Origin of the sequence: Promicromonospora sp. NPDC090134, from assembly GCF_044746965.1 — a bacterium.
GTDB lineage: Bacteria > Actinomycetota > Actinomycetes > Actinomycetales > Cellulomonadaceae > Promicromonospora.
In genome coordinates this window covers 1,259,077-1,280,223 of record NZ_JBIVCZ010000001.1, presented here as the reverse complement: position 1 = coordinate 1,280,223, position 21,147 = coordinate 1,259,077, and the positions used below count along the sequence as shown (strand labels likewise).

General features: G+C 74.2%; 15 protein-coding genes. 12 read left to right on the top strand and 3 right to left on the bottom strand.

From position 1 onward, the window contains the following. Positions 1-102: 102 nt before the first annotated feature. The 4 genes from ACIPN7_RS05625 to ACIPN7_RS05610 all read left to right on the top strand — a co-directional run bounded on the left by ACIPN7_RS05625 (position 103) and on the right by ACIPN7_RS05610 (position 6,175). Positions 103-3,852, top strand: coding sequence for a S8 family serine peptidase (locus ACIPN7_RS05625; protein ID WP_400538836.1), 3,750 nt, complete (start codon positions 103-105; stop codon positions 3,850-3,852). 165 nt (positions 3,853-4,017) lie between these two features. After that, a complete protein-coding gene (locus ACIPN7_RS05620) occupies positions 4,018-4,821 on the top strand; it encodes a hypothetical protein (protein WP_400538834.1) in 804 nt (267 codons plus the stop codon). Beyond that, complete coding sequence (locus ACIPN7_RS05615) at positions 4,818-5,438, top strand: hypothetical protein (RefSeq protein WP_400538832.1); 621 nt, start codon at positions 4,818-4,820, stop codon at positions 5,436-5,438. The genes ACIPN7_RS05620 and ACIPN7_RS05615 overlap by 4 nt, the downstream gene beginning before the upstream one ends. Further along, the gene (locus ACIPN7_RS05610; RefSeq protein WP_400538830.1) at positions 5,435-6,175 is read left to right on the top strand and encodes a hypothetical protein; all 741 of its coding nucleotides are present in this window, start codon (positions 5,435-5,437) and stop codon (positions 6,173-6,175) included. The genes ACIPN7_RS05615 and ACIPN7_RS05610 overlap by 4 nt, the downstream gene beginning before the upstream one ends. On the opposite strand, the gene ACIPN7_RS05605 is transcribed toward ACIPN7_RS05610, so the two are convergent. The 3 genes from ACIPN7_RS05605 to ACIPN7_RS05595 form a co-directional block, all read right to left on the bottom strand. Continuing rightward, entirely contained in the window at positions 6,156-7,493 is a 1,338-nt protein-coding gene (locus ACIPN7_RS05605; RefSeq protein ID WP_400538828.1) for a hypothetical protein, read from the bottom strand. The two genes, ACIPN7_RS05610 and ACIPN7_RS05605, sit on opposite strands and share 20 nt — an antisense overlap. 56 nt (positions 7,494-7,549) lie before the next feature. Then, the gene (locus ACIPN7_RS05600; protein WP_400538826.1) at positions 7,550-9,529 is read right to left on the bottom strand and encodes an acyltransferase family protein; all 1,980 of its coding nucleotides are present in this window, start codon (positions 9,527-9,529) and stop codon (positions 7,550-7,552) included. A gap of 268 nt (positions 9,530-9,797) precedes the next feature. Beyond that, positions 9,798-12,533 carry a UvrD-helicase domain-containing protein gene (locus ACIPN7_RS05595; RefSeq protein ID WP_400538824.1) on the bottom strand — a complete coding sequence of 912 codons (2,736 nt, stop codon included), beginning with the start codon at positions 12,531-12,533 and terminating at the stop codon, positions 9,798-9,800. A 142-nt stretch (positions 12,534-12,675) separates the two neighbouring features. On the opposite strand from ACIPN7_RS05595, the gene ACIPN7_RS05590 reads away from it, so the two are divergent. The 8 genes from ACIPN7_RS05590 to ACIPN7_RS05555 all read left to right on the top strand — a co-directional run bounded on the left by ACIPN7_RS05590 (position 12,676) and on the right by ACIPN7_RS05555 (position 21,147). Beyond that, on the top strand, positions 12,676-13,605 hold the full coding sequence (locus ACIPN7_RS05590) for a patatin-like phospholipase family protein (RefSeq protein ID WP_400538822.1): 930 nt from the start codon (positions 12,676-12,678) through the stop codon (positions 13,603-13,605). Next, positions 13,602-14,816, top strand: a complete 1,215-nt coding sequence (locus ACIPN7_RS05585; RefSeq protein WP_400538820.1) for a macrolide family glycosyltransferase — start codon at positions 13,602-13,604, stop codon at positions 14,814-14,816. The genes ACIPN7_RS05590 and ACIPN7_RS05585 overlap by 4 nt, the downstream gene beginning before the upstream one ends. 3 nt (positions 14,817-14,819) lie before the next feature. Next, positions 14,820-15,305, top strand: coding sequence for a hypothetical protein (locus ACIPN7_RS05580; protein WP_400538818.1), 486 nt, complete (start codon positions 14,820-14,822; stop codon positions 15,303-15,305). Continuing rightward, on the top strand, positions 15,302-16,237 hold the full coding sequence (locus ACIPN7_RS05575) for a hypothetical protein (protein ID WP_400538816.1): 936 nt from the start codon (positions 15,302-15,304) through the stop codon (positions 16,235-16,237). The genes ACIPN7_RS05580 and ACIPN7_RS05575 overlap by 4 nt, the downstream gene beginning before the upstream one ends. Positions 16,238-16,452: 215 nt before the next feature. Then, positions 16,453-17,649: a glycosyltransferase family 4 protein gene (locus ACIPN7_RS05570; RefSeq protein WP_400538814.1), complete on the top strand. Its 1,197-nt coding sequence runs from the start codon at positions 16,453-16,455 to the stop codon at positions 17,647-17,649. A 200-nt stretch (positions 17,650-17,849) separates the two neighbouring features. Continuing rightward, positions 17,850-18,944, top strand: coding sequence for a Gfo/Idh/MocA family protein (locus ACIPN7_RS05565; protein ID WP_400538812.1), 1,095 nt, complete (start codon positions 17,850-17,852; stop codon positions 18,942-18,944). After that, positions 18,941-19,996 carry a dTDP-glucose 4,6-dehydratase gene (locus ACIPN7_RS05560; RefSeq protein ID WP_400538810.1) on the top strand — a complete coding sequence of 352 codons (1,056 nt, stop codon included), beginning with the start codon at positions 18,941-18,943 and terminating at the stop codon, positions 19,994-19,996. The genes ACIPN7_RS05565 and ACIPN7_RS05560 overlap by 4 nt, the downstream gene beginning before the upstream one ends. Further along, positions 19,993-21,147 (top strand): DegT/DnrJ/EryC1/StrS family aminotransferase, encoded by a 1,155-nt coding sequence (locus tag ACIPN7_RS05555; RefSeq protein ID WP_400538808.1) that lies wholly within the window; start codon positions 19,993-19,995, stop codon positions 21,145-21,147. The genes ACIPN7_RS05560 and ACIPN7_RS05555 overlap by 4 nt, the downstream gene beginning before the upstream one ends.

Here is a 21,147-nt window from a genome sequence, read left to right as displayed (position 1 = left end):
GTCCGGAGTTGGCCAGAAAATGGCCCGGACGTTACACGGGAGAAACCCAGCGCACCGCGCGCGGCGGCTAGGAAAAGGACACCACTGTCGAAAGGGACACCTGTGTTCACCATCTCCACCCGCGCCGGGGCGTTCGTCGCCGCCGGCGTGGCCGCGGCTCTGGCCGTCGGGTCCGCGACGGCGTCCGCCGCGGCCCCGGCGAGCCCCGCCGGCCCGGTCCCACCGGGCGGCACGGCCGCCGCGCTCCCGCCATCGGCGGCGGGATCGCGCAGCGTCACCCTGATCACCGGTGACACGGTCACCATCACCACGGCGGCCGACGGCACGAGCGTCACCGACGTCACCGGCCCCGGCGGGACGACGTCGTCCTACCACCGCACCGAGCGCGACGGCAGCACGTTCGTCTACCCGGACGCCGCCCTGCCCTACGTGACGGCCGGCACCCTCGACGACCGCCTGTTCGACGTCACGCGGCTCCTCGCGAACGGCTACGACGACGCGAGCACGGACACGCTGCCGCTGATCGTGCGCTACACCGACGACGCCGCCCGGTCGCGGGGCACGGCGCCGCTGGACGGCGCCGACGTCGTCCGCACGCTGCCGAGCGTGGACGGTGCCGCCGTCGCGCAGGACCGCGACGAGGCCGCCGCCTTCTGGACCGCCCTGACCGACGACGCGGCCTCGGCCGGAGCCCGCCGTGGCGGCGGCGCCCCCTCGTTCGCGGGCGGCATCGAGAAGGTCTGGCTCGACGGACCGGTGACCGCCGACCTCGCCGAGTCGACCGCGCAGATCGGCGCGCCCGACGTCTGGGCCGACGGCAACACCGGCGGGGGCGTCGACGTCGCGGTGCTCGACACGGGCATCGACCCCACGCACCCCGACCTGACCGACCAGATCGCTGCCAGCGCGACGTTCGTGCCGACCGAGGAGTACGTCGAGGACTACCAGGGGCACGGCACGCACGTCGCCTCGACGATCGCCGGGACCGGCGCGGCCTCCGACGGGCTCGAGCGGGGCGTCGCCCCCGGCGCCCGGCTGCACGTCGGAAAGGTGCTCGACAGCAACGGCCAGGGCCACGAGTCCTGGATCATCGCCGGCATGGAGTGGGCCGCGCGCGACCAGGACGCCCGCGTGGTCAGCATGAGCCTCGGTGGCGAGCCCGCCGGGGCGGACGACCCGATGGCGACGGCAGTCGACGAGCTCACCGCCGAGACCGGCGCGCTGTTCGTGACCGCCGCCGGCAACAGCGGCCCGCGCACCATCGGCACGCCCGCCCTGGCGGACTCGGCTCTTGCCGTGGGCGCCGTCGACGCGACGGACACCCTGGCGGACTTCTCCAGCACCGGCCCGGCCATCGACGGCGGGGTCAAGCCCGAGATCACCGCGCCCGGCGTCGACGTGCTCGCGGCCCGCTCGCAGCTCGTGCGCGGCTCCGGGATGTACACGACGATGAGCGGCACCTCGATGGCGACCCCGCACGTGGCGGGCACCGCGGCGCTCGTCGCGGCGGCCCACCCGGACTGGACGGCGGAGCAGATCAAGGAGGCGATCGTCAGCACCGCCGTGCCGACCCCTGCCTACACCGCCTACGAGGCCGGCAGCGGCCGCCTCGACGCGCCCGCGGCCGTGGCCGCGACCGTGTTCGGCACCGCGAGCGCCGGTTTCGGCTTCCACACGTTCGGTTCGGGCACGGACGAACCGGTGTCGAAGCCGATCACGTACACGAACCTGGGTGACACCCCGGTCGACCTGCACCTGGCGGTCGACGGTGCGGTCCCGGCGGGCTTCCTCACGCTGTCGTCGGGCACGGTGACCGTGCCCGCGCAGGGCACGGTGTCGGTGGACCTGACGGCCGACCTCTCGCTGCTGCCGGCGGACGCCGACCTGAGCGCCACGGTGGTGGCGACGGACGACGCCGGTACGGTGCGGGCCCGCACCCTGACGGGTGCGACCCGCGAGGGGCAGCGCCAGGAGCTGACCCTCACCGTGACCGGCGACGACGGCCGCCCCGCGGCCGGCAAGGTGCTCGTCACGTCGGACACGATCTTCAGCGCGGCCGACCTGGACGAGAACGGCACCGCCGTGCTGCGCCTGCCCGTGGGCACCTACAGCGGCTGGCTGTCGGTCGACGTCGAGGGCGCGAACGGCGCGGGCTCGCTCGGCACGGCGCTGCTGAGCTTCGTGGACGTGGACCTGAGCCAGGACCGGGCGGTCGTGCTGGACGCCCGCGAGGCGGTCCAGGTGCGGGCCGAGGTGCCGCAGGACACGGACCCGGCGGCGATGCGTCTCGACGTGATCCGCCAGTTCCCGAACGGCGGCTACACGTCGAGCTCCATGCTCCCCCCGGGTGAGTACGACAGCCTGTGGGCGCTGCCCACGGGCAAGAAGGTCACCGAGGGCCTGTTCGAGTTCGGGGCGCAGTTCCGGCTGGAGCAGCCGGCCCTCACGGTGGAGAAGGGCCGCGGCGGGTTCGACGGCCTGGGCGACCTGCGGGTCAAGCGCGGCGCCACGCCGCTGCCGGCGGGCACCCGCTCGCTGCGGGTGGTCGAGGTGGAGGGGTCGTCCGGCCTGGCGCGGCACGGCCTGAAGGACGCCGCCGTCGTCGTGCGCGCCACCGAAACGGACGAGATCGCGGCGCTGGCGCAGTCGGCGGCCGACGCCGGGGCGCGCCTGCTGCTCGTGGTGAACGACGGCGCCGGCCGGCTGGCGCCGTGGGACGAGGCCCCGTGGCTCCCGGGCGAGCCCGCCCCGCTCACCGTCGCCACGCTCACGTCCGGTCAAGGCGCCGAGCTGCTCCGGTCGCTGGACAGCCGCCGGCCGGAGGTCACGGTCTCGTCGCACCCCACGACCGAGTACACCTACGACGTGGTGCACCACTGGACCGGCGCCGTGCCGGCCCGGCCCACGTGGACCTCGACGAAGCGTGACCTGGCCCGGGTGGACATGTCGTTCCGCCACTACCGCCAGGGTCCCGCGAACGAGGCCCGGTACGACGTCTGGCACGGCTGGACGGCGGGCAACCAGCTCATTGCGCCCGCGCAGGGCGAGCGGACCGACTGGGTCGCGGCCGACGTCTCGTGGACGCAGAGCGCGTTCCTCCCGGGCGAGATGGGGCAGTCGTCGGTCGACGTGCTCCGGTACGGGGCCCGCACGACCAGCGACGTGACGTGGTTCGGGCCGGTCCTGCGTCCGCGGATGGGGCTGGGCTCCCAGCCGATCCGGTACCTGGACCAGATGTACGTGCCGGTGCCGGGCTGGGGCGACTCCGGCAGCGGGCACGTCGGCAGCACCGGCGGCGGGAACTTCGAGGTCCGCAACCGGGCGACGCTCTACCAGGGCGACACGGAGCTCCTGTGGGGCAACGCCGAGTTCCTGCCCGTCGACGGCGGGCTGCCCGCCGAGCGGCTGCCCTACCGCGTGGTGGCCGACAACGACCGGGCCGACTGGGCCGGGCCGTACTCGACGCACACGCACACCGAGTGGGACTTCACGTCGGAGGCGAGCGGGCCGGACGCCGTCGAGCCGCTGCCGCTGATCCAGCTCGACTACGCCGTGGACACCGACACGGCGGGCCGTGCCGCGCGCACCGCCCGGCTGTCGGTGACGCCGTCGCACCTGCCCGGGGTCGAGGCCCGCGTGGGCCGGCCGACGGTCGAGGTGTCGTACGACGACGGGGCCACCTGGAAGCGGCTCGACCTGACGCGGGACCGGCAGTCGCAGGGGCCGGACGCCTGGTCGGCCCGGCTGTCGGCGCCGCGGGGCGCGCAGTTCGCGACCCTGCGGACGGCGGTCGAGGACAGCGACGGCAACACCGTGTCGATGACGCTGACCCGGGCGTTCGGGCTGCGCTGACGGATGACCGCCGCTGATCGGCTCCTCTTCGAGGCCGGGGTTTCTCCGCTTTCAGCTTGCTGAGAGCGGAGAAACCCCGGCCTCGAAAGGTTGCCCGTCCTCGGCCTGTCGCGGTCGTGGACTTTCGCCCGGTTGGTCCGGGATGCACCGCTACGATCGTGCGCCATGAAGCATGCCCGTACCGGCGGCCCCGACATCGCGTTCCGGGTCGGCCGCCGCGTCGTCTCGGCCGTCGCCGACGACATGTCGACGATGCAGCGCGTCGGTGCCGGCGTCGTCGCCGCCCTCGTGGCCGTCTCCCCGTTCGGGGCGTGGAACAAGGTCGAGGCGCAGGCCGACCCGATCGTGGCGGGGACGGCGGTCGAGGTGGGCCCGTTCGACGTCACGGTGCTGCGGGCCGTGATGGCCGACGAGCTCGGGTACCTCGTGCCCGCGCCGGGGAACCACATGCTCGCCGTGGTCGCGGACGTCGTGAACACCGGCGACGTGCCCGAGCTGACCGCGACGCTGGGCAGCGCCGTCCCCGCCCCCGAGGGCGTCGGCATCGTGGCGGTGGACCCGTTCGCCGGCCTCGACACGGACCTGGGCGCCGAGCCCGGGGCCGGCGCCGCGCCGTCCGCGGACCCGTCGGCCGACCCGAGCGCCGACCCGAGCGCCGACCCGTCCGCCGGCAGCGAGGAGGCCGGGGAGCCCGAGCTGCCGTCCGCGAACATCCTCAACGTCAAGGACGCGACCAGCACCCGCGTCCTCAACCCGGGCGTCACCTACCAGATCGCGCTGATCTGGGAGCAGAGCGGCGAGTGGACGGGCAAGGAGATCCCGCTCCGGATGCTGGAGCTGTCCTGGATCGACGAGAGCCGCCTGACCCTGGACAACGGGTACTGGCTGCCCGCGGACGTCGCCTTCGAGGGTCCGATCCGGGTCAAGGACAACCGGGGCATGAGCACGGCCGAGGAGGGGCAGGCGTGAGGCACGGACGGCGCCGGATCACGTGGCAGGGCTCGGCCCTGGTCGTCGGCGGCGTGGTCGCGGGCTGCGCGCTCGTCACCGCCGTGCCGCAGGAGACCGTCGTGGAGACGCCGTTCGTCGTCGAGGGCGCGGTCGGCGAGACGCTCGACCTGACCTACGCGGACCTCACGGTCACCGACGTGCGGGTCGCCGACACCGTGGAGAGCTTCTCGGAGACCGCCGTGGCGAACGGGACGTTCGTGGTGGTCGACGCGACCTGGCGGGCCACGCAGGGCGCCACCGTCTTCCGGGGCGCCGAGATCACCGACGCCGAGGGCCGCCGGTTCTGGCCCACCGACCAGGCCGAGTGCTCGATCTCGGCCAATGCCCAGCCGGGGTACGCGTGGCGCATCACCTACTGCTTCGACGTTCCGCAGGACGCGCTCGCGGGGGCGACGGTGCGGCTCGCGCGCGGCGACCAGACCGAGGACTACGCCGAGCAGCGGCGCGACGCCGCCGCCATGGTCGACCTGGGCATCTCCGCCCAGCAGGCGAAGGAGCTGTGGGCGGCGACCGACACGGTGCAGACGGAGGCGCCGGGCTACGCCACGGCGAGTGCGGGAGGGAGTGCGGGATGACGACGCTGGTGACCCCGGCGGTGCCGGGGCCGGGTTCGTACGAGGGCCCCGGTCAGGGCGCGTACCCGGGCGGGGCGCCGAGCCTGCGGCCGGGTCTGCTGCCCGGTTCGCTGCCACCCGATTCCCCGCGGGCAGGGCGGCCCCGGGGCTGGTGGCGGCGCAACGCCGTCTGGCTGGTGCTGCTGCCGCTCGCGCTCGCGGTGGCCACGGGGGCGTCGTCGTTCCGGGTGTGGGCCTACTGGTGGCCGGACGGCCTGCACTACGAGTCCCAGCGGGTCGCGCTCGGCGAGCCGGCGCACCTGGAGGACGAATACTTCGACATGGGGTACGACGTGCCGGAGCGCGCCGACACCTGGGTGGTGCGCGAGATCGACGCGACGGTGACCGGCGTCGAGCAGGTGGACGAGCTGCCCGCGCCCGAGTACGGCATGCCCGTGCCGATCCCCGAGGGGTCGGTCGCGTACGAGGTGCGGGTCCACTTCGCGGCCGAGCCGCAGACCGACCTGTCGCTGTGCCAGATCGCCCTCGTGGCCGACGACGGCACGCGGTACGGGGAGGCCTCGCCGGACGTGCTGGGCAACTCCAACCGGTGCTCCACCCCGGACGCCGAGGGGTTCGTGAGCGAGCAGCCCGAGTGGGACGCCAGCTCGTTCGTGCTGGTGGACCCCGACGCGACGATCACGGAGGCCCGGCTGTCGTTCGGGGGTCCGGACTACCTCACGGTCGAGCTGCCGTAGCGGGGACCGCGGCCGGGACGGCGCGGTTCCCGGCCACGGGCGTGGCGTCGTCGTCCAGCTCGCGGACCGCCAGGCCGCGCTCGACCAGCACCTCGACGGTCGCCGCGATCAGCGCGGCGGCGAGCGCCAGGGAGACCACGAGCCCCGCGGCCGCCTCGAAGGGGCTGAACGCGATCCACGTGTTCGTCTCGACAGGTCCGGTGACGGCCCGCACGAGCCAGCCGACCCCGTGGGGCGCCCGCATCACCACGAGGTAGCCCAGGCAGAAGACCAGCATGGGGCCGAGACCGCCGTGCACGATCATCTTCAGCCCGTTCCACAGGGCGGAGAAGCGGGCGCGCAGGTCCTCGGTGAGCGACTCCAGGAGAGAGCGCAGCCCGGCCGGGATCCAGGTCATGCGGTCGAGCCAGCGGTGCTCGGACGACGGCGGCTCCATGAGCTTGTGCCCCAGCACCACGGCGCCGATGGCGAGCCAGGCCAGGGGCGCGACGAGGACGACGTCGAGCGACTCGAGGACGGTGACGAAGCCGTCGGCCACGAAGGTCGCGGCGTCGTTGCCGGCCTCCCCCACGCTCTCCTGCGCCGCGCCGACGGTGCCGACGGCGGCCGCCACGAGCTCCCGGTCCGCGGCGAGGTTCCACAGCCCGAGCTCGATCGACTCGACCTGTTTGGCGACCTGGCTGGTCCAGTAGATCTCGAGGCAGCCGCCGAGCACCGCGATGCCGAGGAACTGGAGATTGCCCTCGAGCCGGCCGAGCAGCCAGCGCAGCACGAAGGCCCCGGCCACGATCGCGACGACGGTCCAGCCGGACCAGACGCCGAGGCGGGACATGAAGTCGACGCCCTCCGCGCTGAACAGGTCGTTGAACAGCTCGTCGGCCGCCGCCTCGTTGGTGAACCTCATCTGGTCGGCGTCCATGAGGCCCTCGACCTCGTAGACCACCAGGAACGGCACCAGCACGGACAGCGCGATGTCGATGAGGCGCCGCTCGCGGCGCTCCGAGGGCATCATCGGGGCCCGGCGGGTGGGCAGCATGCCGGGGATCGCCGACTGCGCGGCGCGCTCCTGGCGGCCGAGGTCGTTGCCGCCCAGGCTCGGCAGGCTGTGCCGGCAGACCCACAGCATCCCGACCACCGGCACGAGGTACCCGAGCGGGCTCAGGATCAGCAGGAGCTGCGCCACGAACGAGTTCCACTGGCTCAGCTCGACCGCACCCCACATCGCGCCGTTCCGGACGGCGACGCCGAGCAGGCCGAGCGTCAGGAGCGCGGGCCAGTGCGCCACGAACAGGCGACCCGCGGAGACCAGGATCCTCATGGCGACACATAGTGGCCTAAACCGGGCGCGGTACGCCAAGCCGTGTCATCCCGGCGTCACTCCAGCGCCGCGAACGACTCCTCGACCAGGTCGGTGTAGGCCTCGACGCCGTCCAGGTTCGGGTGCGTCGCGTCGGCGTGCAGCAGGCCGGGATGCTCGTCGACCAGCGTGTGCCAGTCGGCGACCGCGACGTTCTCGCGGCCCCCGGCGACCTGGTCGAGGGTCTTGTTCGCGTCCGGCACCCAGTAGCTGATCCCCACGCTGTTGACGAGCACCACGCGGCGGTCGGGCCCGATCATGTCGAGCACGTGCCGCGCGGCGTCGGCCGAGCCCTCGAGCTGGAAGCCCGCGTTGGTGCCGAAGTTCAGCAGCACCGTCTGGCGCAGGCGGCCCTCGAGCTTCGCCGTGCGGATCATCCGCTCGGCGTCGAGCCAGTCCGTGCTCACCACGCCCTCGACCTGGGCGCGCGGGTAGCGGGCGAGGATCGCCGGCGCGGCGGCCGCCAGCACGGAGTCGCCGAAGGCGGAGACCTGGGCGCCCCGCCGCGCCCCGAAGGGCAGGCGGTCCGGCGCCGCCCCGCCGGTGCGCGACGTCGGGGCGGGCTCGCCCGCGCCGTCGGCCGTGGGGGTGCTGGCGTCCTGCCCGGCGGCCTGCCCGGCCGCGGCCTGGACGCCGGCGGCGATGGCGAGTTCGGTCGCCGTCCGGCCGGGGGCCGACGTGACCGCCGCACCCGTCCCGACCAGCGCGAGCACCGCGACCACCACGGCGGCCTTGGGCACGACGGCGGCGGTCCGCACCGCGCCGAGCAGCGCCCGGAGCGCGCCCCGGAAGCCGAGCCGCCGCACCGGCATCTCCACCCACCGGTACGACGCCGCCGCGAGCACGACGGTCAGCGCCACGGTGAGGCCGGTGCCGACGCCCCACCACGCGGTCCCCGGCTGCGCCCCGACCGCGGCGTTGACGACGCAGGCGACCGGCCAGTGCCACAGGTAGATCCCGTACGACCGTTCCCCCACCCAGCGCAGCGCGGGGGCCTCCAGCGCGGCGGTGAACCAGGTGGGCTCGGCGCGGGCCGCGCCGCACGCCTGCACCAGGACGAGGGCGAGCAGCGACGCGGCCAGCAGCCCGAGCGGGTAGGTGAGCGGCGAGTCGCCGCGCAGCAGCAGGAAGAGGGCGACCAGCCCGGCCAGCGCGAGCGGCGGCAGCACGCGGGCCCGCGCGCCCCACAGCGCCGGGCCTGCCTTGGCCCAGCGGAGCGTCACCGCCGCGCCCAGGAGCAGGCCGAACGCATGGGTGTCGGTGCCGTAGTAGACGCGGGTGGGGTCGACGCCGGTCCCGTACGCGGGCATGAGCAGGAGCGCCATGGCCGCCGCCGACACGAACGCGCACGCGACCACGATCCGCACCCGCCAGGCGGCCGAACGCACGGTGATCAGCAGGAGCACCAGCAGCACCGGCCAGGCCAGGTAGAACTGCTCCTCGATGGCCAGCGACCACAGGATGCGCAACAGCTCCGGCTGGGACTCGTCGAAGTAGTCGGTACCCGCGGCGATCTCCACCCAGTTGGTGCTGAACGTCACCGCCCCCAGGAGCTGGCGCCCGATGCCGACCGTGAGGTCCGGCTCGACCAGCCGCGCCACCGGGATGCTCGTGACGAGCACCAGCGCGAGGGCGGGCAGCAGCCGGCGGGCCCGGCGCACCCAGAACCGCGGGAGCCGGATCCAGCTCGTGCCCGCGACCTCGCGCAGCAGCAGCGTGGTGATGAGAAACCCGCTGACCACGAAGAAGACGTCCACGCCCAGGAACCCGCCGGGCACCCACGCGGGCGCCAGGTGGAACGCGACGACGGCGACCACCGCGACGGCCCGCAGCCCGTCGAGGCCGGGGATCCGGGGGCCGTGCGCCGCCGTCGGACCGGCTCCGGGCTCCCGGAGCGTGGCCGGGTGGGCCTGGTGGGCCGGGGTGGCTGCCGGGGCGGCGGGGACTGCGCCGGTCCCGGCGACCAGACCGGGCCGGGCGTCGTCGGTCAGGACCATGAGCGGACGGTACCGAACCTCCGTGGACCGAAAAAGTCCGGAATGTGAAGCGGGCGACGCGCCAGCGGTCCGACGTCCCAGGCCGCGCTGCAGAACCGGGGCTGCCGGAGGTTCCCCGGGACCGCCCACTCCCCTTCGAGGCCCGAGTTTCTTCGCTTTGAGCCTCGTCAAAGCGAAGAAACTCGGGCCTCGAAGAAGATGATGGGCCGCGACTGGGCGGGCACGGCCGGGCGGTTCTGGCCGGGCCGGGCGATGCCGGGCCCCTCGGTCAGAGCTTGGTGACCGCCGTGTACTTCAGCGCGATGCGCTTGGTCCCGTTGGTGCCGAAGTCGATCTTGACCACGGCGTTGGCCTCGACGTCCACGACGGTGCCCAGGCCGTAGGAGTCGTGCGTCACGCGGTCGCCGATCTCCAGGCTGGGGATGTCCTTCTGCACGTTGATGCCGCCGAACCCGCCCGTGGCGCCCGCCTTCTTCTGCGGGGAGAACGGGTTGGCCTGCCCGCCGCCCGACGACGACGTGGTGCCGGTGCGCGAGGACCCCGACCGTCCCGAGGACCACGAGGAGCCCGAGCCCTGCCCGCGCCCGCCCGAACCCGAGCGCCCGCCGGAACCGTACCCGCCGGAACCGTACCCGCCGCTCCAGCCGCCCCGGCCCGCGCGGATCGCGGCCGTCGACGACTCGCGCCGCCGCCAGTCCCACAGCTCCTCGGGGACCTCCTGCAGGAACCGGCTCTCCGGGAACTCGTTCGCCATGCCGAAGGCCGCGCGCACCGACGACCGCGTGACGTACAGCCGCTCGCGCGCCCGCGTGATGCCCACGTAGGCGAGGCGGCGCTCCTCCGCGAGCTCCGTGTCGTCGTGCAGCGAGCGCATGTGCGGGAACGTGCCGTCCTCCATGCCGGTGAGGAAGACGACCGGGAACTCCAGGCCCTTGGCCGTGTGCAGCGTCATGAGCGTGACGACGCCCTGGTTCTCCTTCGGCGCCTCCTCCGCCGCGCCGTCGGCCACGTCCTCGTCGGGGATCTGGTCGCTGTCCGCGACCAGCGAGACCCGCTCCAGGAAGTCCGCGAGCGAGCCCTCCGGGTCGGTCTCCCCGAAGTCGACGGCGACGGCGTGCAGCTCGGCCAGGTTCTCGACCCGCCCCTCGTCCTGCGGGTCCTCGCTGGCGCGCAGCTCGGCGAGGTAGCCGGTGCGGTCGAGCACCGCGCCGAGCACCACGGCCGGCGCCGCGCCGTCGTCGACCAGGCCGCGCAGCTCGCGCATGAGGTCGCGGAAGGCGAGCAACGGCTTGAGCGAGCGGTTGGTCATGCCGGGGATCTCGTCGGCCCGCTCCAGGGCGGCGCCGAAGGAGATGCGCTCGCGCTCCGCGAACGACGCGACGAGCGACTCCGCGCGGTCACCGAGCCCGCGCTTGGGCACGTTGAGGATGCGGCGCAGGTTCACGTCGTCGTCCTCGTTGGCCAGGGCTCGCAGGTACGCGACGGCGTCCTTGACCTCGCGGCGCTCGTAGAACCGGGTGCCGCCCACCACCTTGTACGGCAGGCCGACGCGGACCAGCACCTCCTCCAGCGCACGGGACTGCGCGTTGGTGCGGTAGAAGATCGCGACGTCGCCGGGGCGCACATCGTCGCTGTCTCCGAGCTTGTCGATCTCGTCGGCGACGAACCGGGCCTCCTGGTGCTCGTCGTCCGCGACGTAGCCCACGATCTTGGCCCCGGCGCCCGAGTCCGTCCACAGGCGCTTGGGCGTGCGGCCGGCGTTGCGGGAGATCACCGCGTTGGCGGCGCTCAGGATGTTCTGCGTGGAGCGGTAGTTCTGCTCCAGCAGGATCGTGGTGGCGTCCGGGTAGTCCTTCTCGAACTCCAGGATGTTGCGGATGGTGGCACCACGGAACGCGTAGATGGACTGGTCGGAGTCGCCCACCACGGTGAGCTCGGCCGGGTCCAGCCCGGAGTCGTCGTCGGCCCCCACCCCCGCGAGCTCCCGGACCAGGGTGTACTGCGCGTGGTTGGTGTCCTGGTACTCGTCCACCATGATGTGCCGGAACCGGCGGCGGTAGTGCTCCGCGACGTTCGGGAACGCCTGGAGCAGATTCACCGTGGTCATGATGATGTCGTCGAAGTCCAGGGCGTTCGCCTGGGCCAGGCGCGCCTGGTAACGGGTGTAGACGTCGGCCAGGACCTGGTCGAACTTGGGTGTGGTGGTGTTGCGCTCGTCGGCCGACTGCCCGCCCCACGGCCGCCGGATGCCGCCCGCCGCGGCGGACGCGGCCTCCGCCTGCGCCTCCTGCTCCGCGTGCGCCATGGATTGCCGCGCGTAGGTCTCCGGGTCGATCAGCTCGTTCTTGAGGTCGCTGATCTTGTTCGAGAGCCCGCGCGCCGGGTACTTCTTGGGGTCGAGGTTGAGCTCGCGCGTCACCAGCGTGATGAGGCGCTGGCTGTCCGCGGCGTCGTAGATGCTGAAGCTCGACCGCAGCCCGAGCGTGGTCGCCTCCCGGCGCAGGATGCGCACGCACGCCGAGTGGAACGTGGACACCCACATGCGGTTCGCGGCCGGGCCCACCAGGCCCTCGACGCGCTCTCGCATCTCGGCCGCGGCCTTGTTGGTGAACGTGATCGCCAGGATCTCGCCCGCCCGCGCCCGGCCCGTGGCCAGCAGGTAGGCGATGCGGTGCGTGAGCACCCGTGTCTTGCCCGACCCGGCGCCGGCCACGATGAGCAGCTGCCCGCCCTCGTGCACCACGGCGGCGCGCTGCTTCGGGTTGAGCCCGTCCAGCAGCTCGTCGGGGTCGAGGTGCGCGTAGGCCCCGCGGGCGCGCGGCGCCTCGGACTCGTGCGGCAGGCCCGCGAGCCACTCCGGCTCGGCCGGCACGGCGGCCTCGCCGGGGTCGGCGGCGCCCCCGCCGTCGTCCCACCGCGGGGCGGTGCGCGGCAGGCGCGCCTCGTCACCCGGCGCCGCCGGGTCGAGGCCGGGCAGGGAGAGGCTGTCGAAGAGGGAAGTCATCGCCCCTAAGCCTAGGCGGGCTCACCGACACTGCCGACGGGCCGCGCGGTCCAGGTCGTCACAAACTGGAGGGGTTCGCGGTCGAGGCAGTGGACAAGTGTGTCGACGGGGCAGTCCGTCGGATCAGCAAGGAGTCGCCGACATGAGGTTCGCACCAGATGAACCGGTCGATCCGCCCCGGGGCCTGCGCGGCCTCCCGCGCCCCGTCGCCGCCGTCGTGGGCGGCGGCGGCGTGTACGGGGCCACGCAGGTGGGGGTGGGCTACGCGTTGGAGCAGCACGGGTTCGTGCCCGACCTGATCGTGGGCACGTCCGTGGGCGCGTTCAACGGCGCGGTGGCCGCCGCGCACCCCGGCAGCGCCGCGCGGTCGCTGGCCCTGACCTGGACGGGGCTGCGCCGCCGGGAGGTGTTCCCCTTCGGCCTGCGCTCGTTCCGGGCGGGCCTGTTCGCCGACGCCGGGCTGCGCCGCCTGATCAGGCGCGCGGGGCTGCCGGCCCGGATCGAGGACCTGCCCGTCCGCTTCATCGCCGTCGCCACCGACCTGGCCAGCGGCGAGCAGGTGCTGCTGGAGCGCGGCGACCTGGAGTCCGCCCTGCTCGCCAGTGCGGCCATCCCCGGCGTCCTGCCCGCGGTGGTCCGGGACGGGCAGACGCTGGTCGACGGCGGCGCCGTGGCGCACGTCCCGGTCCTCGCCGCCCGGCAGGCCGGGGCCGCGAGCGTCGTGGTCGTGGTGACCGGGCGGGAGGCGCTGCCGCTGGGCACCACGGCCCCGCCACGGCGGGCCGAGGCCGTCGCCGCCCGCGCCGGGCTGCTGATGATGCACCACCAGATCGAGCGCGACCTGCGGGAGGTGGCGCGGGAGATCCCGACCGTCGTGCTGCCGACAGGTGTGGCGGCCTGGCCGGCGATGTGGGACTTCAGTCACTCCCGGCGGCTGATCGACGCGGCGCTGGACTCGGCGAGCCGGTTCCTCGACGAGCTGGTCATCACCGGCCCGGGCCTGTACCGGCGCGAGCCCGTCGCGGCGGCGCCCGCCGGCATCCCCGGACGGCGAGCCGGAGGCGGCCGATGAGCACCGTCGCCTTCCTGAACATCGGCATGCACGGGTACGTCAACCCGACGCTCCCGGTCGTGGCCGAGCTCGTCCGCCGGGGCCACACGGTGACCTACCACACCACCCCCGCGTTCGCGGCGCAGATCGAGGCCGCGGGGGCCCGGGTCCACCTGTACCCCGGGGGCGACCTGCCCCTGCCGGACCCGCCCATCCCGCTGGCCATGATGGCGGGGCTCGCGCACGCCGCCGTCGGCCTGCTGCCCTCGGTGCTCGCCGACCTCCGGGCCGCCCGGCCCGACCTCGTGGTGCACGGCGCGGCCTGCCCGTGGGGCGCCGTCGCCGCGCGCGAGCTCGGGGTGCCCGCGGCCGCGACGTTCACCACGTTCGCGTTCAACCGGCAGGTGCCCAGCCCCGGCCGCCTGTCCACGGAGCTGCTGGCCGCGGCCGCGGCGCATCCCGGCCTCGCCCGCGACTACGCCGGGGCCCGCTGGGCCCTGCGCCGCGGCTACGACACCGGCGGCCTGCCGCTGACCGACCTGATGGACGCGCGCGAGCCGCTGAACCTCGTCTTCACCTCCCGCGCCTTCCAGCCGGGCGCCGACGCCTTCGACCCGTCCTTCCGGTTCGTCGGGGCGAGCGTGGGCTCCCGACTGCCGGACCCGGCGTTCGCGGCGGACCGGCTCGAGAGCCCGGTCCTGTACGCGTCGCTGGGCACCGTGTTCGACGCCGGCCCGGGGCTGCTGCGTACCTTCGCCACCGCGCTGGCGCCGCTGGGCGGCACCGTCGTGGTCTCCACCGGGCACACGGACCCCGCCGACCTGGGCGAGCTGCCGGCCAACGTGCTCGCGCGCCCGTCGGTGCCGCAGCTCCAGGTGCTGGCCCAGGCCGCGCTCTTCGTCACCCACGGCGGCATGAACAGCGTGAACGAGGCGATGCTGGCCGGGGTGCCGACGCTCGTGGTGCCGCAGGGCGCCGACCAGCCGCTCGTGGCCCAGCGGGTGGTCGAGCTCGGCGCGGGGCTCGCGCTCAGCACCGAGGACGCGACCCCCGAGTCCGTGTACGTCCTGGCCAGGCGGCTGCTCCGGGAGCCCCGCTTCCGGGCGGCCGCCGGCGTGCAGCGGGACGCCCAGGAGGAGGCGGGCGGCGCGCTGCGCGCCGCGGACGAGCTCGAGCGGTACCTCGCCGGAGCGCACGGGGACGCGCAGGCCGGCCCCGGACGGGAGGGCTGAGGCGTGCCGACCGCCGTCGTCGTGCTGCTGGTGCTCGCCGGGCTGTCCGAGAGCGCCGGGCGGGTGCTGCCCCTGGTGGCCCGCCGGCCCCGGCTCTCCCCGCGGCTCCTGGTCGCGCTGATGACCACCGGCACCGTGGTCGAGGGGGTGGTCGTCGCCCTGTGGCCGCCGGCCGCGTGGGCCCTCGCCGGCTGGGTCCAGCCGGGCACGCTACCGGGGCCCACCCTGGCCTGGACGCCCGCGCTGGTCGCGCCGATGCTGCTCGCGGCGATCCTCGCGTTCCCCCTGCTCGGGCCGTTCCTGCACCTGCTGCTCGTGGTCGGGGTCGGGGCGGGCCTGGCCGGGCCGCTCGCCACCGCGTCCGGTCTCGGCTGGTGGGCCGCGGCCGCGTGCGTCGCCGGGGCCGGGCTGGGGCTCGCCGCGACCGTCGAGGTGGTCCGGCGGCTGACCGCACGGCTCATGGCCGGCGCGCGGGAGGTGCCCGCATGACCGAGCTGCTCCCCCTGCTCCTCGTGCTCGCGATCGGGCCGTTCCTGCTCGCCGAGGGCCTGCTCGCCCGCTACGAGCTGATGGTCTACACGGTCGGCTGGCGCACCCAGGTCCCGGTGCTGCCCGCGAACCTGCCCTACGCGCGCGGCGCGGACCCCGACCGGCCGCCGGACGCCTACCTGGTCTACCTCGACGGCATCGGCAAGCGCCGCTTCACCGACACGCGCGACGGCGGCCAGCTCGTCCAGGCCGTGATCGCCGGGGCGCCCGAGCTGCGGGTGCTGGGCCAGGTCCAGCCGTACTCCCCGCTGGCCGACCCGCTGGTCGGGCGGCCGGTGTGGGACTGGCTGCGGCGGCACATCGGAATCACGCTGTTCCTGCACAACGTGATGCAGACCTTCGTCGCGGCCGACCGCCGCTACCGCCCGCTGTACAACCGCGCCGTGGGCGGGCAGACCGCCGAGCAGCTCCGGCTCGCCGGCTACGCGCCCGGCAGCGGCATCCCGGTGGTGCTGCTCGGCTACAGCGGCGGCGCCCAGGTGGCCCTCGGGGCCGTCGAGGAGCTCTGGACGCAGCTGCGCGCCCCGGTCTGGCTCATCACGCTCGGCGGGTTCCACAACGGCGCCAACGACCTCACGCACGCGGCCGGGCTGCACCGGCTGACCAGCGGGAACGACTGGATCGAACAGGTCAGCACCTGGCTGTTCCCCGAGCGGTGGCGGCTGCTGCGGCGCAGCCCCTGGAACCGGGCCCTGGCGGCCGGGAAGGTCCGCGTGCACCGGCTCGACCCCGCGACCCATGTCGGGCCGCTGAGCTACATCAGCCCGACGGCGCGGCTGGACGACGGCAGCAGCCACCTCGACCGCACCACCGAGACGGTCGTCGGGATCATCCGCGAGGAGTGCCGAAAGGCCCGCCGAACCACCGGATGAAATACCGGGAACGGCTTTGTGCGACGTTCCTGGGCCCACCCGGAAAAGGCCAAGGACATCAACCTCGGGACAGGGTGATGTTCGGGTGATGTTCCACGCCCGGGATATCACCCGGCGCCGCGGGTGAATCGATGTGTTCACCCGCTCCCCGGGTTTCTGGAGGGCGCTGCGGGGGCAACACTTTCCTTATGCATTCCGACGCTCCACACGTTCTGGTGATCATCCAGAACCTGCCGTTCAGGATCGACCGCAGGGTCCGGTCCGAGTGCCGCGCGCTGACGGACGCCGGGTACCGCGTGAGCGTCGTCTGCCCGCAGGAGAACCCCGACGAGCCCGCCCGGTTCCAGGTGGACGAGACGACGGTCTACTCGTACGCCCCGCCGCCGGACTCCCGCGGGGTCCTGGGCTACGTCCGCGAGTTCCTCGTCTGCTGGTGGCGGACGGCGCGGGCCTCGGCCCGCGTGCACCGCGACGCGCCGTTCCAGGTGATCCAGGCGTGCAACCCGCCGGACACCTACTGGCTGCTCGCCCTGCTCTGGCGGCTGCGGCGCGGGGTGCGCTTCGTCTACGACCAGCACGACCTGTGCCCCGAGGTGTACCTGGCCAAGTTCGGCCGGCAGGACCTGCTGTACAGGGCGCTGCTGCTCCTGGAGCGCGCGACGTACCGCACCGCCGACCACGTGATCTCGACGAACGGCTCGTACCGGCAGATCGCGCTGGAGCGCGGGAAGGTCGACCTGAGCCGCAGCTCGGTGGTGCTCAGCACGCCCGACGCCGACCTGATGCGCCGCGGCGACCCCGAGCCGGGGGCCCGTGACCTGGGCAAGCACCTCGTGTGCTACGTGGGGATCATGGGCTCGCAGGACGGCGTGGACCGGCTGCTGGCCGCCATCGAGCACGTGGTGCGCGTGCGCGGCCGCACCGACGTGCGCTTCGCGCTGCTCGGCTTCGGGGACGCGCTGGAGGGGCTGCGCGCGGACTGCACGCGCCGCGGGCTGGACCTCTGGGTGCACTTCACCGGCCGGGTCGACCACGTCGCCATCGGCCGGTGGCTGTCCAGCGCGGACCTGGGCGTCACGCCGGACCCGCCGAACGAGTTCAACGACCGCTCCACCATGAACAAGACCCTGGAGTACATGGCGCACGAGCTGCCCGTCGTGGCGACCGACCTGACCGAGACCCGCCGCAGCGCGGGCGACGCGGGCCGGTACGTCGCCGGGAGCGACCCCGCGGCGTTCGGCGACGCGATCCTCGAGATCCTCGACGACCCCGACCGCGCCCGGAGGATGGGCCTGGCCGGCCGCGCCCGGATCGAGGGCGAGCTGTCCTGGCGCCTGCAGGCGGAGACCTACGTGCGGGTGTTCGACACGGTGACGGGCCACTCGCGCGCATTGTCCGAGAAGCACGGATGAATGCTCGTCGCGGCATTTCCGGCGCCCTTCGCGCAATTCTCTTTCACCCCTGGGTGAAACCCGCTCCGGGTGAATAAACGTCGAGTACGGGTGATTTCGAAAGGCCCCGGCCAGTTCGCCGTGAGGCCGGGACGTACATTGATCGGAGCCAGGATGACAACACTCCGGGCCGATCCGAGCTGATACCGGAAGAAGGCAGCATGGACCAGAGACTCTTGCGGGCGGCCGTGGTGGGCGCCGGCTACTGGGGACCCAACCTGGCACGCAACTTCGCGGCGTCCGACCGCTGGGAGCTGGCCGCCGTCTGCGACCTCGACGCGGACCGCGCCGCCCGGGTGGCCCGCGCGAACGGCCGGGCCGACGTCGAGACGTCGCTCGACGCACTGCTCGCCCGGGACGACGTGGACGCGGTGGCCATCGCCACGCCCGCCCGGACGCACCACGCGATCGCGCTGGCCGCACTGCGCGCCGGCAAGCACGTGGTGGTCGAGAAGCCGATCGCCGACCGGGCAGCAGCGGGCACCGAGATGGTCGCCGAGGCGCGGGACCGCGGCCTGGTGCTCATGACCGACCACACCTACTGCTACACCCCGGCGGCCCGGAAGATCCGCGAGCTGGTCGCGAACGGCGACCTGGGCGAGATCCTCTACATCGACTCCGTCCGGATCAACCTGGGCCTGGTCCAGCCCGACGTCGACGTGTTCTGGGACCTGGCGCCGCACGACCTCTCGGTGATCGACTTCATCCTGCCCGGCGGCCTGCAGCCGGAGTCGGTGGCGGCGCACGGCGCCGACCCGATCGGCGCGGGCAAGTCCTGCGTGGGCTACCTGGTGCTGCCCCTGCCGGGCGGCGCCGTGGCGAGCGTGCACGTGAACTGGCTCAGCCCCACCAAGGTGCGGCGGATGACCATCGGCGGGTCACGCCGCACGCTCGTGTGGGACGACCTGAACCCGCAGCAGCGGATCAGCGTCTACGACCGCGGCGTGGACCTGGAGACCCAGGCGTTCGACAGCCTGGAGCGCCGGGCCGCCACGATCTCCTACCGCCTGGGCGACACCTGGTCGCCGGCCCTGGAGGAGCGCGAGGCGCTCGGGTCCATGGTGGGCGAGCTTGCCGAGGCGATCCAGGGCGAGCGCCCGGCCCTGACCGACGGCGCCGCGGGCCTGCGTGTGCTCGACGTGCTGGAGGCCGCGGACCGCAGCCTCGCCACGGGCGGCGGCGTGACCCGGGTCGAGACCGGCGCACGCACGCCGGTGCTCGCCAGCGGGCCGACCGGGAACGGAGCGGCCGCATGAGCGCGCTGAGCGGGACGCGCGTGCTGGTCACGGGCGGCGCGGGATTCATCGGCAGCCACCTGGTCGACGAGCTGGTGCGCCGGGGCGCGGCGTCGGTCACCGTGGTGGACAACCTGGTCAACGGCCGGCGCGAGAACCTGGCCCACCACCTGGAGGACACCGACGGGCACGGCACCGTGCGCCTGGTCGCCGACGACATCCGCAGCGAGGCCGCGCTCGCGCTGGTCGACGACGCGGACGTCGTCTTCCACCTGGCCTGCCTGGGGGTGCGGCACAGCTTGCACGACCCGCGCGAGAACCACGAGGTCAACGCGACCGCCACGCTGGAGCTGCTCGAACGGGCGCGCGCCGCGGGCGTGGGCCGGTTCGTCCACGTCAGCTCCAGCGAGGTGTTCGGCACCGCGCAGTACGCCCCGATGGACGAGCGGCACCCGACCTGGCCCGAGACGGTCTACGGCGGGTCCAAGCTGGCCGGCGAGGCGTACGCGCGAGCCGCGTTCCGCACCCACGGCATGCCCGTCGTGGTGGTCCGGCCGTTCAACACCTTCGGCCCGCGCAGCCACTTCGAGGGCGACAGCGGCGAGGTGCTGCCGCGCACGATCGTGCGCGCCCTGTGCGGCCTGCCCGCGTTCGTCTACGGCGACGGCGAGCAGACGCGCGACTTCCTGCACGTCAGCGACACCGCGCGGGGCCTGGCCGACATCGCGGTGTGCGACGCCGCCGTCGGCCGCACCGTGAACGTCGGCTCGGGCGCCGAGGTGACGATCAACGAGCTGGTGACCACGGTCGCCCGGCTCGCCGGGCGACCCGACCTCGAGCCGGAGCGGCTGGAGGCCCGCCCGGGCGACGTGCGCCGCCTGCTGGTGGACAACACCCTGGTGCGCGAGCTGACCGGGTTCGAGCCGCGCACCACCTTCGAGCAAGGGGTCGCCGACCTGGTCGACTGGTTCCGCAGCCGGCCCGAGAGCCCCGAGGAGATGCTGAGCCGGATCGAGGACCGCAACTGGGTCGCGCCGGCCGACGCGACGACCCCCGCGGGGGTGGTCGCATGACCGCCGTGGAGGAGGGCCTGCACCGCGTCGACGTCATGAAGCCGTGGCTCGGCGCCGAGGAGATCGCCGCGGTCACCGAGGTGATCGAGTCCGGCTGGGTGGCCCAGGGCCCGCGGGTCGCCGCGTTCGAGACGGCGTTCGCGGACACGATGCGCGCCCGCGCCGCCGTCGCGACGTCGAGCTGCACCACGGCGCTGCACCTCGCCCTGGTCGTCGCGGGCATCCGGCCCGGCGACGACGTCGTGGTGCCGTCGTTCTCGTTCGTCGCCACCGCGAACGCCCCCACCTACGTGGGCGCGCGCCCCGTCTTCGCCGACGTGGACGCCGCCACCGGCAACCTCACCGCCGAGACGGTGGCCGCCGCCCTCACGCCCGCCACCCGCGCGGTGATCGCGGTGGACCAGGCCGGCGTGCCGGTCGACCTCGCCGCGATCCGCGAGCTGTGCGACCCGCTCGGCATCGTGGTGATCGAGGACGCCGCGTGCGGCGCCGGCTCGACCTACCGCGACCGCCCGGTCGGGGCCGGCGCCGAGATCGCCGCCTGGTCCTTCCACCCCCGCAAGATCCTCACCACCGGTGAGGGCGGGATGATCACCACCAGCCGCCCGGACTGGGCCGCCCGCGCGCGGCGCCTGCGTGAGCACGCCATGAGCGTCTCCGCGGCGGACCGGCACACCGCCCTCGTCTCCCCGCCGGAGGAGTACGACGAGGTCGGGTTCAACTTCCGGATGACCGACCTGCAGGCCGCCGTCGGCCTGGTGCAGCTCGGCCGCCTCCCCGAGATCGTCGCCCGACGGCGCGAGCTCGCCGCCCGCTACCGCGCCGAGCTGGCGGACGTGCCCGGCCTGCGCCTCGTCGAGGACCCGGCCTGGGGCCGCGCCAACGTGCAGTCGCTGTGGGCCGAGGTGCTGCCCGGGTACCGCCTGGACCGGGAGGGGCTGCTCCTGGCGCTCGCCTCGGCGGGCATCTCGGCGCGCCGCGGCATCATGGCCGCGCACCGGCAGCCGGCCCACGCCGACCGCGGCCGCGTGCCGCTGCCCGTGACCGAGCGACTCACGGACCGCACGCTGATCCTGCCCCTGTTCCACCAGATGACGGTCGCGGAGCTGGGCCGCGTGGTCGAGGTGCTCCGCGGGTACGGGGGGCAGTGA

Excerpts from the sequence above, each read along its gene's own strand:
- ACIPN7_RS05620 (WP_400538834.1), top strand. The coding sequence starts at position 4,018 with ATGAAGCATGCCCGTACCGGCGGCCCCGACATCGCGTTCCGGGTCGGC.
- ACIPN7_RS05610 (WP_400538830.1), top strand. The coding sequence starts at position 5,435 with ATGACGACGCTGGTGACCCCGGCGGTGCCGGGGCCGGGTTCGTACGAG.
- ACIPN7_RS05605 (WP_400538828.1), bottom strand. The coding sequence starts at position 7,493 with ATGAGGATCCTGGTCTCCGCGGGTCGCCTGTTCGTGGCGCACTGGCCC.
- ACIPN7_RS05600 (WP_400538826.1), bottom strand. The coding sequence starts at position 9,529 with ATGGTCCTGACCGACGACGCCCGGCCCGGTCTGGTCGCCGGGACCGGC.
- ACIPN7_RS05595 (WP_400538824.1), bottom strand. The coding sequence starts at position 12,533 with ATGACTTCCCTCTTCGACAGCCTCTCCCTGCCCGGCCTCGACCCGGCG.
- ACIPN7_RS05590 (WP_400538822.1), top strand. The coding sequence starts at position 12,676 with ATGAGGTTCGCACCAGATGAACCGGTCGATCCGCCCCGGGGCCTGCGC.
- ACIPN7_RS05585 (WP_400538820.1), top strand. The coding sequence starts at position 13,602 with ATGAGCACCGTCGCCTTCCTGAACATCGGCATGCACGGGTACGTCAAC.
- ACIPN7_RS05575 (WP_400538816.1), top strand. The coding sequence starts at position 15,302 with ATGACCGAGCTGCTCCCCCTGCTCCTCGTGCTCGCGATCGGGCCGTTC.
- ACIPN7_RS05565 (WP_400538812.1), top strand. The coding sequence starts at position 17,850 with ATGGACCAGAGACTCTTGCGGGCGGCCGTGGTGGGCGCCGGCTACTGG.
- ACIPN7_RS05560 (WP_400538810.1), top strand. The coding sequence starts at position 18,941 with ATGAGCGCGCTGAGCGGGACGCGCGTGCTGGTCACGGGCGGCGCGGGA.
- ACIPN7_RS05555 (WP_400538808.1), top strand. The coding sequence starts at position 19,993 with ATGACCGCCGTGGAGGAGGGCCTGCACCGCGTCGACGTCATGAAGCCG.